This window comes from Exilispira thermophila (assembly GCF_055389015.1).
This window is the reverse complement of sequence record NZ_AP042476.1, coordinates 1,424,422-1,441,086: the sequence shown is the minus strand read 5'-3', so window position 1 is coordinate 1,441,086 and position 16,665 is coordinate 1,424,422. Positions and strand designations below refer to the sequence as shown.

At 20.1% G+C, this 16,665-nt stretch carries 16 protein-coding genes; 12 read left to right on the top strand and 4 right to left on the bottom strand.

Annotated elements, in window-relative coordinates:
- Positions 1 to 14: 14 nt before the first annotated feature.
- A complete protein-coding gene (gene xseB / locus ACZ5EC_RS06110) occupies positions 15 to 497 on the bottom strand; it encodes an exodeoxyribonuclease VII small subunit (protein WP_464304067.1) in 483 nt (160 codons plus the stop codon).
- A 165-nt stretch (positions 498 to 662) separates the two neighbouring features.
- Positions 663 to 2,003 carry an exodeoxyribonuclease VII large subunit gene (gene xseA / locus ACZ5EC_RS06105; protein ID WP_464304066.1) on the bottom strand — a complete coding sequence of 447 codons (1,341 nt, stop codon included), beginning with the start codon at positions 2,001 to 2,003 and terminating at the stop codon, positions 663 to 665.
- A gap of 111 nt (positions 2,004 to 2,114) precedes the next feature.
- Between xseA and ACZ5EC_RS06100 the strand changes: the two genes are divergently transcribed.
- From ACZ5EC_RS06100 to ACZ5EC_RS06065, 8 genes are all read left to right on the top strand, one after another.
- A complete protein-coding gene (locus ACZ5EC_RS06100; RefSeq protein ID WP_464304065.1) occupies positions 2,115 to 2,969 on the top strand; it encodes a hypothetical protein in 855 nt (284 codons plus the stop codon).
- A gap of 41 nt (positions 2,970 to 3,010) precedes the next feature.
- Entirely contained in the window at positions 3,011 to 3,481 is a 471-nt protein-coding gene (locus tag ACZ5EC_RS06095; RefSeq protein ID WP_464304155.1) for a COG2426 family protein, read from the top strand.
- Position 3,482: 1 nt separating this feature from the next.
- Positions 3,483 to 4,484, top strand: a complete 1,002-nt coding sequence (locus ACZ5EC_RS06090) for a DnaJ domain-containing protein (RefSeq protein WP_464304064.1) — start codon at positions 3,483 to 3,485, stop codon at positions 4,482 to 4,484.
- Positions 4,485 to 5,514: 1,030 nt separating this feature from the next.
- Entirely contained in the window at positions 5,515 to 6,096 is a 582-nt protein-coding gene (locus ACZ5EC_RS06085; RefSeq protein WP_464304063.1) for a hypothetical protein, read from the top strand.
- 1,352 nt (positions 6,097 to 7,448) lie between these two features.
- Positions 7,449 to 7,745 (top strand): hypothetical protein, encoded by a 297-nt coding sequence (locus ACZ5EC_RS06080; protein ID WP_464304062.1) that lies wholly within the window; start codon positions 7,449 to 7,451, stop codon positions 7,743 to 7,745.
- A 338-nt stretch (positions 7,746 to 8,083) separates the two neighbouring features.
- Positions 8,084 to 8,551 (top strand): hypothetical protein, encoded by a 468-nt coding sequence (locus tag ACZ5EC_RS06075; protein ID WP_464304061.1) that lies wholly within the window; start codon positions 8,084 to 8,086, stop codon positions 8,549 to 8,551.
- An 834-nt stretch (positions 8,552 to 9,385) separates the two neighbouring features.
- Positions 9,386 to 9,766, top strand: a complete 381-nt coding sequence (locus ACZ5EC_RS06070) for a lysostaphin resistance A-like protein (RefSeq protein ID WP_464304060.1) — start codon at positions 9,386 to 9,388, stop codon at positions 9,764 to 9,766.
- Between the two features lie 4 nt (positions 9,767 to 9,770).
- Entirely contained in the window at positions 9,771 to 10,202 is a 432-nt protein-coding gene (locus ACZ5EC_RS06065) for a hypothetical protein (RefSeq protein WP_464304059.1), read from the top strand.
- Between the two features lie 76 nt (positions 10,203 to 10,278).
- Here ACZ5EC_RS06065 and ACZ5EC_RS06060 read toward each other — a convergent pair whose 3' ends face one another.
- Positions 10,279 to 11,946: an IS1182 family transposase gene (locus ACZ5EC_RS06060; protein ID WP_464303085.1), complete on the bottom strand. Its 1,668-nt coding sequence runs from the start codon at positions 11,944 to 11,946 to the stop codon at positions 10,279 to 10,281.
- A gap of 97 nt (positions 11,947 to 12,043) precedes the next feature.
- Between ACZ5EC_RS06060 and ACZ5EC_RS06055 the strand changes: the two genes are divergently transcribed.
- The 4 genes from ACZ5EC_RS06055 to ACZ5EC_RS06040 all read left to right on the top strand — a co-directional run bounded on the left by ACZ5EC_RS06055 (position 12,044) and on the right by ACZ5EC_RS06040 (position 15,283).
- Positions 12,044 to 12,928 (top strand): CPBP family intramembrane glutamic endopeptidase, encoded by an 885-nt coding sequence (locus ACZ5EC_RS06055; protein WP_464304058.1) that lies wholly within the window; start codon positions 12,044 to 12,046, stop codon positions 12,926 to 12,928.
- Positions 12,929 to 13,119: 191 nt separating this feature from the next.
- Entirely contained in the window at positions 13,120 to 13,320 is a 201-nt protein-coding gene (locus ACZ5EC_RS06050; protein WP_464304057.1) for a hypothetical protein, read from the top strand.
- Between the two features lie 109 nt (positions 13,321 to 13,429).
- Positions 13,430 to 14,329: a hypothetical protein gene (locus ACZ5EC_RS06045; RefSeq protein WP_464304056.1), complete on the top strand. Its 900-nt coding sequence runs from the start codon at positions 13,430 to 13,432 to the stop codon at positions 14,327 to 14,329.
- A gap of 93 nt (positions 14,330 to 14,422) precedes the next feature.
- Complete coding sequence (locus ACZ5EC_RS06040; protein ID WP_464304055.1) at positions 14,423 to 15,283, top strand: hypothetical protein; 861 nt, start codon at positions 14,423 to 14,425, stop codon at positions 15,281 to 15,283.
- A 169-nt stretch (positions 15,284 to 15,452) separates the two neighbouring features.
- Here ACZ5EC_RS06040 and ACZ5EC_RS06035 read toward each other — a convergent pair whose 3' ends face one another.
- On the bottom strand, positions 15,453 to 16,517 hold the full coding sequence (locus ACZ5EC_RS06035) for a patatin-like phospholipase family protein (RefSeq protein WP_464304054.1): 1,065 nt from the start codon (positions 16,515 to 16,517) through the stop codon (positions 15,453 to 15,455).
- Positions 16,518 to 16,665 lie beyond the last annotated feature (148 nt).

Below are 16,665 nucleotides of genomic sequence, written 5' to 3'. Positions count from 1 at the left end.
AAAAATAAAACATTTTAAAATAAAGAATCTTCATCATCATCCTGGAAAAATTCAGGTACATCAGTTATAGAATTTTTTTTGCTATTTTGTTCAGAATTTTGATTTTCTGGTTGAGTTGAATCATCTTTTTCTATGTTGACCTTTTTAGGTTTTTTATTTGCTTTTATTGATTTAGCATTTTCATTTTCCTTAATGCTATTATTTTTTTTCTTATTATCTCCACTATTATCAATTTTAGAGAAATCAAAATAAAATGGGTCAGATATTATTTCTCCATTTTGAGTCTTTTGTTTAAAGATTTCAATTTTACCCTGAATATTATCCAGTATTTTATTTAAATAAATTGATATATTTATCCCTTTTTGATATAGTTTTAGAGCATCTTCTAAAGAAGTGTTTTCAGTTTCTAAAGAGGAAACAATATTTTCTAATTCAGATAAATTTTCTTCAAAAGATTTGTTTGCAAATTCAGGGATATTTTGTTCTTTTTTTGCCATATCTAAATCCTTTTTATCACTTTTCTGATATTTATTTTATTATTTTTTTATATATTTTTGTTGTTATTTTATTTAAATATCAATTATAAATTTTCTTATATTTATTTTTATAGTTTTATTTAATAAAGTTTTTTAATGTTTTATTATCTTTATAAAAAACAAAATTTAATTTTTATTAATTGTAGCTTTTAAATCACCATCATAAAAAGTTATTTTTATATTATCATTTTCTGATAATTGTGATTTTCTGGCTATAATTTTACTATCTTTAGATATAATTGTAAATCCTCTTTTTAAAATATTATTAGGGGATAGAGCTTTTAACAAATGTGTTGCCTTATTTAATTTAAAATTAATAGTATCTATTTTTCTTTCTATTTTATTTTCAAGATTAGAAACATGGTCATTTACAATAAATCTTTTTGTATCAATTAATGTAAAAATATGTTTGGACAATCTATTTAAAATATTTTCAGTTTTTAATTTTTCTTTTAAATTATTTGTCCTTGTTTCTAATAATGAATTAAGCCTATTTTGATAATTAGTTAAAGTTGATTTAACTTCATTGGTATTTTTTACAGCAATTTCAGCTGCAGCAGAAGGTGTAGGTGCTCTTCTATCAGCTACAAAATCAGCAATTGTAAAATCAACTTCATGCCCAACTCCAGAGATTACAGGTATTTTTGATTCAAATATTGCTCTTGCTACTTCTTCTTCATTAAAGGGCCATAAATCTTCTATTGAACCCCCACCCCTGGCTACTATTAAAACATCAATTTCAGAAATTTCATTTGCTATTCTTATAGCTTGAGCAATTTGGGAAGATGCTTCTTCTCCCTGAACAGCAGCTGGAAATATAAGGATATCAACATAAGGGGCTCTTCTGGTTATAACATTGATGATATCTCTTATTGCAGCTCCTGTTGGTGCTGTAACAACACCAATTTTTTTTGGAAAAGCAGGTATAGGCTTTTTATTAGTTTCTTCAAACAACCCTTCTTTAGAAAGTTTTGCTTTCATTTGTTCAAAACGTTTCCAGAAATCTCCTTTTCCTTCTTTTTCGATTTTATCACAAATAAGTTTGTATTCACCTGCTTTTGCATAAAGACTTATATAACCATGACATAAAAGGGTATCTCCATCTTCAAATGAGATTTTTAGTTTAGAATAATTTGATTTCCACATTACTGCTTTTAAAAGGTAATCACTATCTTCTTTTAAAGAGAAGAATAGATGTCCAGTTGAGGAAAAATTTTTATTTGAAAGTTCCCCTTTTACCCATATATCCTGAAATTGCCTATTTTCAATAGCATCTTTAATTTTTAATGTTACCTGACCAACAGTTAAAATTTTTCTATTTTCAGAAGTATCTTCTTTATAAAAATTTGAACTTCCAAACTTTTGTATATTATTAAAGTTTATATCTTTTGAATTTTCTAAGTTTTGGTCATGATTTGTATCATAAAACTCATTAATTTTGTTATTACTATTTTTCATAATATCCATTTTATCTGTTTTTTACATAATATTTAAATTTTAATAAAAATCAATATTTATAATTTGATTTTTTGAAAACAAATTTGTTGATAAAAATTGTTTTGATTCTATTTTTAATTAATGAAAATTGAAATTGATTACAATAAGTTAAATAAAAATTACAGTGAATTCATTATAGATTCTTCTTCGTTAATTTACCTGAATAAAGCAAGAGTATTGGATAAATTCCTCTCGAAATTTAAAATTTATATTATTGAAGAGGTAAAAAAAGAGATTGAGAAAAAAGAAAATTTTCTAATTCATTACAAAAAAAATCAGAATTTATTATTTTTAACAAAAATTAAATTTAATAATTATGACAATAATAAAAGTAATATAATTATTAAAGATAACCAAATTAATAATTATAATGAAATTAAAAGAAATAATAAAGATAATAAAAATAATGAGATTAATAAAAGTAGTAAAATTACTAAAGGTAATGAAAGTAATGATAATAAAATTTTTAAAGATAATGAAAATAATAATGATGATAAAATTATAAAAGATAATAAATATAATAAAAATTATGAACTTAATAAAGATAGTAAAAAAATAAAAATCATTAATAATAATAAATATATTGACAATAACAATTATAAAAAAATAAAAAATAGTAACAATAATGAATATATTGACTTAACCCGATATGAAAAAATAGATAAAATTTCTAAAATATCTTCAACTGACCTTTTAATAATTAAAACAGCTTTAAAAAAAAATTTGCCTTTAATTACTGAAGATAAAAAAATTATGGAAGTTTGTAAAAATCTTGATATTACTTTTTTTAACAGTTTGATAGTTATTTATTTTCTTGTAAAAAATAAAATTTACAGTAAAAAAGAGGGTATAAATAAACTATTTGCTCTTTCTAATATTGGATGGTATTCTGATAAAGTTTTCAAACTTGTTTTTGATTTAATAGACAATTTATAATATTTAATTATCAAAAAAGATAAGGAGTTTTTTTGGGAAAAGTGATTATAAAAATGATACTTTTTGCAATGATGCCAATTTCTGAGTTAAGAGGAGCTATTCCTTTTGGATATTTTAATAATATTAATATTTTTTTAGCATATTTTATATCAGTTTTCTTTAATTTTTTAGCAAGCTTACTTTTATTTATTTTTTTAGATACTATTAACAATGTTTTGTTAAAAATTAAGATTTATAAAAAGTTTTTTGATAAAGTTGTAAATAGAGCTAAAATTAAAGTAGGAAATAAATTTGAAAAATATGAATATTGGGGGTTAATGCTTTTTGTAGCTATACCATTACCTGTTACTGGTGCATGGACTGGAACAATAGGAGCATGGGTATTGGGATTAAATAGGAAAAAATCTTTAATCTTTATTTTGCTTGGAGTAATTATTGCAGGATTAATTGTATCTATTATAACTTATACAGGAGCAGAAACTTTTAAATTATTTATAAAACAGGTAAAATGAAATGGACCTAATTGTTGCTTCAAAAATATTGGGCATAGATTATGATGATACCCTTAAAAATATAAATAAAAAATATAAAAAACTTCTTTTTAAATATCACCCGGATTATAACAATAATCCTCAATCCAACAAAGAGTTTATAACATTAAAACAAGCTTATGATTTTGTAAAAGCACTTTTTTTAATTTATAATGATTCTGAAAAATTTTATGATATTATTATATCATATTATAATTCAAAAGGGTATAAGGATTATTTTTTTGATAATATAAATATACAAAATGATGGGAAAAATAGTTTTAAAAAAACTTTTTTTAACAGCAATTTTGATGAAATACTTGAAGGATATAAAAATAGTTACAAATCTAATGTTGATAAATCTAAAAAATTGAATCTTTTTCTAAGCAAATTATTAATATCTCTATCCGGGTTGCTTTATTTTATTTTTTTATATAATAGGGTGGATAGAAATAACCCATTGGTAAATAAAAATTTCTGGGAATATAAAATTGAACTTGTTGATTGGAAAAAAAATTCACTATTCAAATTAATGGATAAAGCTATTGAAATTTATCCTTATTATTCAAAAGATCTTTTCACAATAAAAAATTTGATAATAGATTTATTTTCTTTTTTTAAAATATATAATAATAATACTTTCCCTCAGCAAAAATTTAGTGGATTAATATTTATTTTACATATGCAATTAAAAAAAAGTATTTATACAGTAATGGAACAGGTTTTTTTTACAGATCTACTTTTTAAAAAAACATTAAATAGAAATTTAGAAAGACAAAGAATAAAGAATATTTTAGTTTTATTTAAAAAGATTGATAAATTATTTATAAAATTGAACATTTCGGAAGCGATAAAAGATAATATAATTTCTGATATAATTGTGATGAAAGAACTTATAAATAATTTTTTACTTTTTAGAAAGGAAAATATAGTTTTTCCAATACCTTCAGATATAGTTCTAACATGGTATTATAATAATTTGTAAAGTTCAAAAAGTTACTAACATTCTTTCCTGGAAATTCGGTAGATTATAATTCTTGATTTTTAAAAATTTTTCTTAAAATTAATATCTATATTACTAGCTATAACAAAAATCATAATATTAAAATTGTAAAAACTTTTTATATTAAAACATAAAAGTAATAAATAAAAAATGAATAAAAAATGAAAAAATAAAAAAATAACTTGACAAATTTTTGACATTTATTAAAAATTTTCAAAATCATTTTTAAGTAAATTAAACGATTAATTAAAATTAAAATAATACAGTATTGGATTCAAATATGTATTTAAAAAAGTAAAAATAAGTATTATGAAAAATATTTTATTTAGTTTGTTAATTGTTTTCTTATTATATTTTTCAACATCCTCTCTTTTTTCACAAAATAATCATAACTTAACCAAAGGGTTAGATGAATTTAGCTTGAATCTTGTTATCTATAAGAATCAATTATTTAAAATAATTTTAAAGGAGGAAAAATATACACATAACATTTTTTTGGGGTTGGTGCTGTTAATTATAAAATTAGAATTTGTTGTATTTTGTTAAATAAAGGAAAGATAAATATCTATCATTATAAAAATTTTTTGAGTGGATGTCAGTTGACAAAGGCTAAAAAGAATAAAATATTAATTTTTTATAAATGTTTTAAAAAGATTAAATAACAAATTAGAAAACTGACTTAATGAGAAAAATTTTTATAATGATAGAATCTTATTTATTTTTTAAATAACTCAATAATTTAAATTTTATTATTAACAAAAAAGGATAAATTTATGTTATTTTTAAAGTTTGATTTTATAAGGGATAATAAATTATGCTAAGAACCCTGCAGGTATGCAAAAGACAGAATTTATTAGATTCTGTCAATGTTTGTACTTCACTATTCCAAGTATAAAAAAAGTTTTTAAAAAACTTTAAAAAAGAAGTTCAAGCACTTACCTGCAGGGTAATATAAAGATAATATTATTTGTGAAAAATATCAATTTCTAAACAAATAAAATGGAGGAAATTTATGAAAAAGTTTACTTATATAATAATAGTATTTATAATATTTATTTTCTTTGCAGGAATAAATATATTTGCTGATAATATTGATAAAGCAAAAATTGGACAAAAAATATTTGCTCAAGCTATAGAAAATAATGAAATTACAATTAGCAGCAATGAAGATGATGATTTCAAAGAAATTGATGAAATTATCGGAAATTGTGAAATTTCTGATGAAGAGATGAGTAAAGTAGTTGGGGAAAGACTTTTTGAATATCTAACTTCTGATAATAGAGATAATCCAGCTAATAGTTTTAGTATGTCTAGACAAAGTTTGGCACAAAGACAAAAAGATATGAAAAATTTAAAAGAAAAATTGGCGCAAGAACGAAGAAAAGAACAAAAAGAAATGGTTAAAGAAGTAGTATGGATTACTATAAATATTGTTGTAGATGGAACTGTTTATACAGTTAAGACACTTTCTAGTGGTGGAATTTTAACAATAGTTGGGATTATAAGTAGTAGTGGTGCTGGAATTGTTCAAAGTTATATAATTGATAAAATTTATAAAATAGTACTAAGAAGGATAGATGAACATTACAAATAAATTAATAATGGAAATAGATGAAAGATAGAAACTAAATAAAAAAATAAAGGATAGAAAAAAATGTCAAATAGAATGCTATTTTCTTTAATAACTGTCTTAACATTTATTGTTTGTATGAATTTATTTAATTTTATAAATTGGCTATTTTTCGAAAGAAAAAAAATGAAAAAAGGTATAATTAAAAAAAACAAATATATATTTGCTTTAATAATTAGTAATATATTGGGTATAGTGTTATTTTTTTTATTTTCTTATTATATATTTTATAATTATTTTAAATAGAATAAAATTGTGTTACTTAATTTTAATTGAATTTTTATTTCAAACAAATCCTATATTAATATGAAACATTTTATAAGAAATAGATAGAGGGATTACAAAAATTAATCTTTTTGATTAATTTACCTCTATCTATTAAAAAACTATAATTTGAAATTTTAAATAAAAAACAAGAAAAGCAATACTTATTGAATAAAATGAATAATGATATATATAAAGATCTGGCTAAATTAATTAAAAATAAATGTAATGAAGAATCTGTATTGGAATTGAAAAATTTAGGAAATTTATTAATAATACTCTAAAATCTGATATGGATTTTAATACAATGATAAGAAATACTTTTGTTATTGATTATGATACATTATTAAAAAATTGGATTAAAGATTTTAAAAGAAATTATGTAAAATAATTTTTAGAGATTAATTTATATCTACCATTTGATGTAAATTTTGAAAAAATATATAAGCTTTAAACCCTGTTCATTGTATAAAGATAAGATAATAGCATAACTTTGAGTATAAGTAACAGTTTAATAAAAGGTGTATTAAATCCTTATTTTGATATTTATTTTAGTTTAAAGTTAAAGTGAATTAAATTGAAATATTTTGATTCAATTTCAAAATAAATGGATAAAAAAATAATTTTCCCCATTAAAAAAAAAATTAATACAGATAGAATAAATATTGATAATATGTAATAAAAATATTACTAAAAAGATAACTAAAATTTTTATTTTATCCTTTTACCCCCCCAGTTAATAGCATCTAAAAATATTTGACATTTAACAATATATGCTATTAATAAAGATTAATAAATAAAGAAAGAATTTGCATTGGTGGCTATAATCCTGATAAAGGTAAAAAGCAATTTATTAAATATTAATGATTAAACAGATAAAAATAAATTAATAATATTAATAAACAAAAATTATATAAACATAAAAATAAAAACTAAAAAAATAGAAAAAAATAACTTGACAAATTTTTGACATTTATTAAAAATTTTCAAAATCATTTTAAGTAAATTAAATAATTAATTAAAATTAATGTAATGCAGTATTGGGTTCAAATATGTATTTAAAAGTAAAAATAAGTATTATTAAAAAAATTTTATTTATTTTATTATTTATTTTATTAATTATTTTTTTATTATATTTTTCAACATCATTCCTTTTTTCACAAAATAATCAAAAATTAAGCAAAGGATTAACTGATTTTAACTTTAATCTTGTTAACTATAATAATCGATTACTTAAAATAATATCAAAAAAAGAAAAAAGATTTTGTTATGGATATAAACAGGGTTTTGATACTTCCTGTGGTATAGCAATAATTGCAACATTTTTTTTTCGTGGCAGGTGCAGTTAATAATAAAATTATAAATTGTTATATTTGATTAAATAAAGGAAAACATTATATATATCATAATTGAAATTTTTAGAGCGGTTGTCAATTGTCAAAGACTTAAAAGACTTAATATTAGATTATAAATAATGCTTATTTTGAGTAAATGTTAAAATTACAAAACTGACCTAGTGAGAAAAATTTCAATTATGATATAATACTTCTTATTTTTTAAATATCTAAACAATTTTAATTTTATTATTAACAAAAAAAGGAGTTCAAGCACATACCTGCAGGGTAATATAAAGATAATATTATTTGTAAAAAATTCAATTTATAAAGAGATAAAATGGAGGTAAGATATGAAAAAGTTCACATATATTATAATAGCATTAATTTTGTTAATTTCTTTAACTGCAATAAATGTATTAGCAGGAAATATAGACAAAGCCAAGATAGGACAAAAAATATTTGCTCAAGCTATAGAAAACAATGAAATAAAAATTAGCACAAACAAAGATGATGATTTTGTAGAGATTGATGCAATAATTGGTGATTGTGAAATTACTGATGAAGAGATGAGTAAAGTAGTTGGGGAAAGATATCATGATTTATATTATAAACCATCAGGGTGGTCAAGATTGCATGGAGGATATGATTGGAGACAAGCAAATGTTATAGATGCTACATGTGAAATTACTGTAGTCATTATTAAATATGTTGTTAAAACAGTATCAGTTCCTGTAGTAAGAATTGGAATAAGGACATATAAAGCTGGTAATAAAATTTATAAAATTATAACTAAAACTATAGAGAAAAATAAAAATTAATAATTTTAATAATTTGATAAAAAAACTAAGGGAGTGGGTTTAAATATTCCACTCCCGAAAATTTGTATAATTAAGGCTAAAAAGATGAAAAAGATAAAGTATAATTTAATTATTTATATAATTATTTTTATTATATTTTTACCCTTATTTTATAATATGGAAAATAAATGTTCCTTGATATTTATATCATCAATATTATATCTGTTTCTATTTACTTATTTTTTATTTAATTATAATACTTTAAAAAATTTAAAAAATGAAAAGTTTTTTTCAAAAATATTAAAATTATTTTTTATTTTTATAATTTTAATTTATGTACTTATGCTATTAATTAGAATATTGTATATATTATATATTATATTGTATCCATTTAAGAAAATATTTTTTATTTTTGATTATATTAATAATTATATTGAATGCTTTGATACTTCATTTTTAACTTTTATATACATTTTATTATTATATTTTGTTTTATGGATGTTATTTAAAATTGTCAATAAATTTAAAACTAAAAATAAAAAAATTTTGTCAATGATTTTTATTTATTTAAGTATTTTTTTTATAAATATATATTCAAATCTTTTATTATTTAAGATTAATTTGAAGAAAATTAAAATAGAAAAAGATATTTTTATTTGGTTTTTATTTTTATTCTTTGTTTCAATTCAATTTTATTTGAAATATTTTAAAAATATCCCTTTCATATCTTCAGAATTCCATTTAAGAATAACAAAAAAATATTTTAAAAAAAATTTATATTTATTTAAAAATATATTTTTTTTATTATTATTCATATTCATTATAGGATTTTTTGAATATCTTTCAAAAATTAAAATGAATATATATAATTATAAATTTAATGAAATTTTCAAATTTGATATAAATAATTTAATGAAATTTTATGTTGTTTTTACCTTAATTATTCAATTATTTTTTTCAGCATACTTTGAAGAAATTATATTTAGATATAGTTTGTATAATATAATTAGAAGATATTTTTATAAAAAAGATAGAAAAGTTTCTAATTTGTTTATTGTAAGTATTGTTTCAATTATTTTTGCAATTTTGCATTTTGATTTATATTTTTTTGATAGGGTTATATCAAGTTTTATTCTTTTTTATTTAAAAGATAAAGGAAAATCAATAATATATCCAACAACTTTTCACTTTTTTAATAATTTAATTTATTTAATAATATTTAAATCAGTAAGCTAATTTCTTGTTATTTACTTTTACAACAATAAATGTATTAGCAGGAAATATAGACAAAGCCAAGATAGGACAAAAGATATTTGCTCAAGCTATAGAAAAGAATGAAATTACAATTAGCAGCAATGAAGATGATGATTTCAAAGAAATTGATGAAATTATCGGAAATTGTGAAATTTCTGATGAAGAGATGGATAAGGTTCTAGGGAAAAGATATCATGATTTGTATTATAAACCATCAGGGTGGTCAAGATTGCATGGAGGATATGATAATAATCCATATGGAGAGATTAGTCCAGATGGTGAAATTTTCCTTGGGAATATTGTAGTAGCTATAACAAATATTCCTACAAGTTTAGAAGATCTTATTAAGTCAGGCATAGCATATTGTGGTAAAAAACTTATACAAAGAGGAAAAAAAAGAAAAAAAAATCATCAATAGAAATAATTATTAATTATGGGGCTGTCTTAGATCTTAAGGCAGTCCTTTTTTTTAAAAAAAATAAAAATATAAAAATTTATAAATTAAAGGAAAAAATAAAAGAATTTTCAAATGAATTATTTAATAAATATAAAAAATAAGGTAAAATTTTTCCTTTATTTAGTTTAAACAACTTTCTAATATTATGTGCTATACTTATTAATCCCCATTCTATTTTTACATTATTTATTCCTCTTAACATAAATCTCCTGAATCCCATATTGTGTTTAATATCTCCAAATACGGTCTCAACTTCTATCTTCCTTCTAAATGATAACTCCTGTCCCATTAATGTTGATAAATTCGATTTAACTTCTGATTTTAATTTTAAAAATACTGGATTTACCCATATATTCTTGTAAGGTTTTCCTTTACTACACCTATCCTGATAAATACAACCTTTACATCCATTTGTTGAATATACTTTGTATAATTCTAATTTCTTCCTTTTTGTAGATCTTGCAGTATAAACATATTTTAATTCTTTCCCATTTGCACATATAAAACAATCTTTTGACTCATCATATTTCCAATTCTGTCTGTTTAATTTATCCTTTTTAAAACTTCTTTTACTTTCTTTAAAATATCCTGAATATTTAACATAATTATTTATTCCTCTCCTTTTTAAATATAAATAATTATAAGTAGAACCATATCCTGCATCAGTTATTAAATTTGTTGGTTTTCTCCCTGTCTTTGATATTAAACTTTCTAAATGAGGGATTAAGGTGTTTGTATCTGATCTATCTTGATGGATACTATACCACAATATAAATTGATTTTGTGTGCCTATCTGTACATTATAGCCTGCTTTTAATTGACCATTTAACATTGCATCTTCTTTCATCCTCATAAATGTAGCTTCTTCATCTGTCTTAGAATAACTATTACGTCCTTTAAATTTCTTTTCCTGCTCTTCATATCTTTCTAATCTTGGTATGTAATCCTGTTTTAACTTCTTAATACTTTTTTTTAATTGTTTGCTCTTTTTATCTTTTTTATCTTCTCCTCCTTCTTTCAATACCTCTTCTAATTCTTTTGCTATCTTTTTTAGTTTCTTTGAATCTAATACTTCCTTTTTACCTTTAGATTCTTCAGACTCTTTTTCTTCATAATATCTATCTTCTTCTTCATTTAAATAATCTATCTCTTTTAATAATTTCTTTACATTCTCTTTAAGCTTCTTTTTGTAATTTTTTATGCTCTTTGACCATACAAAACTATATTTATTCGCATTAGCTTCTATTTTTGTCCCATCTAAAAAATAATTGTTTAAATCTACATAACCTGTTTCATATAAATAGGATAATAATATACTGAATATTTCTTCCAAATGTCTTCCTAACTTCTCTTTCCTGAATTTGTTTATTGTCCTGAAATCTGGATAATTCTTCCCACTTAACCACATGAAATATATATTCTCTCTTAATGCCTTGGCTATCTTCCTTGATGAATATATTTTCTGGGTATAAGCATAAACTATTACCTTTAAAAGCATCTTCGGATGATAACTACTTCTACCACCTCCTTTATAGCTTCTGTAAAGAAAATTTAAATCCATATTTTCTATTAAATCATTTACTATTCTTACTATATCATTTTCTGGTATATATTCTTCTAATCTTTCTGGAAATAATAGTGGTTCATCCTGTATATATCTTTTAAATACTACCTTATTATGTACTTTTGTTCTTCTCTTTTTCATAATTCAATTATAGCAAATAAATTATAAAAAAAAAGAGGTTGTCCCCAAGTTTTGAGACAACCCCTATAATATAAGATTAAATAAGGAAAATAAAATAATGAAAAATATTATAAACTATATTTTAGATAATTTATATTATTTTTATTATTTTTTAATAGTTATTATATTATTTTTTATTTTAAATTTAATTTATATTAAAAGTAAAAAATCAAGATATATAACGAGAGGAGAAATTACTAAAATAATAATTTTAAAATTTGTAAAATATCTTTTATTATATCTTATTTTTTCTTTAAGTTTATCTCTTTTAATTTTTAATTTAAAAGATTTTAAAATAATTGAATTTAAAATAATATTAATAATTTTATTATCATATAATATAACCCTTTCAGCTTATTTGTTATTTAAAACTATAAAAAAGCAATTAAAAAGAACAAAAAATATTAATAATTTAATAAAAGAAAGAATACCAATATTTGTAATTTTAATTATAATTTTTATTCTGATTATAATTTTAAAAGATTATCTACCATATAAAATATTCCAAAAATATAAAATAACAAACAATTATAATATTTCTTTATTAAATAGTAACAATTTTAAAACTAATAATCTTCTATTTTTTATTATAAATAAAATTAAAATTAAAGAAAATTTTATTTTTATATTCATTAAAATAATTTTAATTATTATAAATGCATTTTTAGAGGAATTTTTATTTAGAAATTATTTAATATTTTCAAGAAGTAAATACTTAAAAATTAAATATGATTTAAATATAGAAGATGATAAACATTTTTGGATACATTTTTCAATATTATTTGCCATTTTACATTTTCAAATTAATTTATTTAAATTTTTTCAGTTATTTATTTTTTCATATTTTATGTATTGGGTCCGTAAAAAAACAAATTCTTTAATATTTCCTAGTTTATTTCATGCTATTGATAATATTTTTATAAAAATTTTTAATTTTATTTAGGTATAAAATAAAATGATTTTAAAAGGAGGAAATATTTTTTTTATAAATTAATAAATAAGGATGCTCCTATAAATTATATATTAAAAAATAAACTAGAATTATTATTTTCAAATACTTTTTACATAAAGTTTATAGGAAATGATAATCTTTATAATGAATTATATTTTCTAGAGGTAAAGTATAAAAAATATGTGCATTTATTCCTTTTTGTAAGTTATTACATTTATGAAAATTATGGTTATGATAGATTAATTAAATTTATAAAAAATATGTACAATCTTGAATTTTCAACTATAGATGAATTTTTTGAAATTACTTTTAATAAAAATTTAAAATTATTTTTAATCGAAATGGATAAGTTTATGAAAAAATTAGGTAAAAACCCATTTTGAAGCATTTGATAAAGATTATAAAATTATCTGAAATAATAACTAGTTTGTTTAAAATATTTTTATTTTGTAATAAATCTATTTAAACAAAATAATTTTTAGAGGTTTCTTTATGAGAATTAAACATAAAAAAAATAGTTTAGTACTGTTTATAATATTTTTATTACTATTTTTAATTTTTAATAAGATTACAAAAGCAGATGAATTTAACAGGGTTAAAAGACAGGAGTTTAGTTTATCTTTATTAACAGGAACTAACTTTAATGTTTATCAATATTCTTATTCTACATATTATTATTTTACTCCATATATTTATCTTATGTTTCAACCAAAAAAAGATTTTGAAATTAATTTATATCTACCATTTGATGTTAATTTTGAAAAAGTATATAAAGTTGAAAATTATTATGATGAAAATTTTAATGAACAGATAAAACAATATTTTGTTTTCAATTATTATGGTGGATTATCAAGTCCATCAATTGGGATTCAATATACATTTTATACAAACACAATAAATGATATTTATTTCAATTTATCAATACCATCAGGATATTTTCCAATGTTTTATTATAGAAATAATTTAGATAATTCAATAAGTAATGGGTATTTTAATATATCATCAGGTATAAATTCAAGCAAAATAACAGACCCAATAATTTTAAATTATGGAGCAGGATTAAATTTTAGCTTTAAACCTTGTTCTTTGTATAAAGAAGGAAATGATTTTTATTATAGTTTAATATTTAATGGTAATATAGGTTATACAGAAGTATTAAACTATATTTTAAGTTATTTTATCAATTTAAAGTTTAATTTCATATTACCAGAATACAAAGAATTATTTCAAGTAAAAGATAAAGAAATTTATGTGTTAAAGGTAATGTTAAAAGCAGGATTTAGTATAAAGATTAGTGAAGATAATAGCCTAACTTTAAGTATTAGTAATAATTTAACAGAAGGTGTATTAAATCCTTATTTTGATATATATTTTTGTTTAAAATTAAAGTGAATTAAATTGAAATATTTTTTAAAATTATTAAAAATTTACAAAAACAATTTTAAGTAAATAAAACAATTATATAGTAAAATGAGGTATTATAATATGCTAGATACTAAAAATTATTATCTTATTCCATTAATTTCATTTATTTTATCAATATCAGGTCAAATAATTTTAAAAACATTCTTTAAAAAAATAAAAACAAAGAGAGAAAATATAAAAAATGATTTAGATAATTTTAAAGAAAATATAAATTTGCTTTTTAGTTATAACAATAAAATTTTAATTATTAATTATATTTTTATTAACATTTTTGGAATATTGATTGAATCATTTAAGATACTATATTTTCCTGTGGAATTTAAAGAATTAATATATAAATTCATATCATTTTTTTCTATTTTTTTAGCAGTATTGTTTTTAATTTATTATAACATTAAACTTATTAATGACTTATGCGCATTTCAATATAAAAAATATTTGTTTAGAATAGATAAAAAAGATTTTATATTTTTCTCTTTTTCAATTATTTTAACAATTTTGTTTGTTTATATAGTAAAAAATCTAACTCCTTTTACACAGATTAAAGCTATTCCAGATATTTCAAAAGAAATAAAAAAGGCTAATTTCTCATTTTACTTACCATTTCCTTTGATTTTGATAATAATCATCTCCTTTTATGAAGAATTAATAATTAGATTTAATTTTGTTTATTTAGATAAGTTATTGATAAATAAAAATAGATTCAATAATATTTTTAATCCAGAAAAATTGGATGGTATATTAGAATTATCCTTTTTATCATTTTTTTGGTGTTTCAATAAATTTCTTGTTAAAGGGAATTTCTTTCTTTATAATATAATTTTTAGTTTCTTTCTTTTTTATGTAAGAAAATATCTAAAAAATTTTACTTATTTAGGAATAATAAAAGGGATTTATAATATTTTATTTTTTGTTTTTTAATTGTATTTAAAATATTTTCTTATTGTTTGAGTTATCTAACAATAGTATGAATTTAAAGATAAAACTTATCTAAGTTGTTTTAAATAAATAGGTATTTAGATTGATTATTTATTTTGTTTTAAACAGTTAAAAAAATCATTTAATTATAATTGAGTAGTGTTCCTTTTATTTATTGTTTCATTATTTTTAACAAACAATTTTTAAGGTAATTTCTTTTAAAAACATTTTTAACTAAATTTATATTTGAAAGAATTTTTTCAAGATATGAAATAAAAAAATCTTGAATTTTTGTTTCAGCTTCTTTTATTCCCAGTTCAATAAATTCTTGATATTCTTCAAAATCAAACCATGCATAATCTTCTTTTATTGGTGTAAATGTAAAATCACAGATTTGAGAATCGTAAAATTGTTTATTTTTTAATGAAATATCTATAATCCTTAATAAAAGAGAAAAAACATTTGAAGTTATATGATTGATATTTTTTTCAACTAATGGAGATGAAACAATTGAACCTACATAAAAAGAAGAATCGTTATTGAAAAATTGTTTTGCTTCTCTAACAGGCAAATTTGAAGTAATTCCGCCATCAGTATAATAATTATTTTCAATTTCAATAATAGGAAATATAACAGTTATTGCTGTTGAGGCCATTATTGATTTTACAATATCACCTTTAAAAAATAGTTCAGGAAAACCTGTTAATATATTTGTAGCGCATGTAGCAAATGGTATTTTTAAAGAGGAGAATGAAATCCCATCAAAAATATAAGAATATAAGTGATACATGTCTTTATAAGAGATCATCTGCTTTGTAAAGAGAGCTTTAGTAAGTGATATCCCTTTTTTTACCCATAAATTTAATTTGTGTTTAGTGGAAAGATTATCATTTTCTAGAAAGTATTTATTTGCAAAATCTTCATAAATTTTAGAATTTTTAACATCAATAAAATGCTCTAAAGTTTTATCGACATCAAGATAATATGAATAAATCGATCCAATTAAACTTCCAGCTGAAGTGCCAACTATTCCATCAGGGGTAATTCCAATCTCTTTAAGAACTTTTATAATTCCCAGATGAGCAAATCCTTTTGAAGAACCACCGGATAAAATAAGATAAGTTTTAGGTATATAATTTTTTAGCTTTTCATTATTTTTGATTTTCTCTATTATGTTTTTAATATCATTTTTAGTTAAATTATTTTTATAAATTTGTTTTGTATTTAAATTGTTCATATAAAACTATTTCTTATTAAATTTTTTTTGTATTTCCCTAATTATTTGATTGTGTTAATAATAATAGTGGGTTATGTCAATAAAAATGTGTAAATTAGTTAAATTATCCGAATTATAACTAATTTTTAACAATAATAAATTTTATATT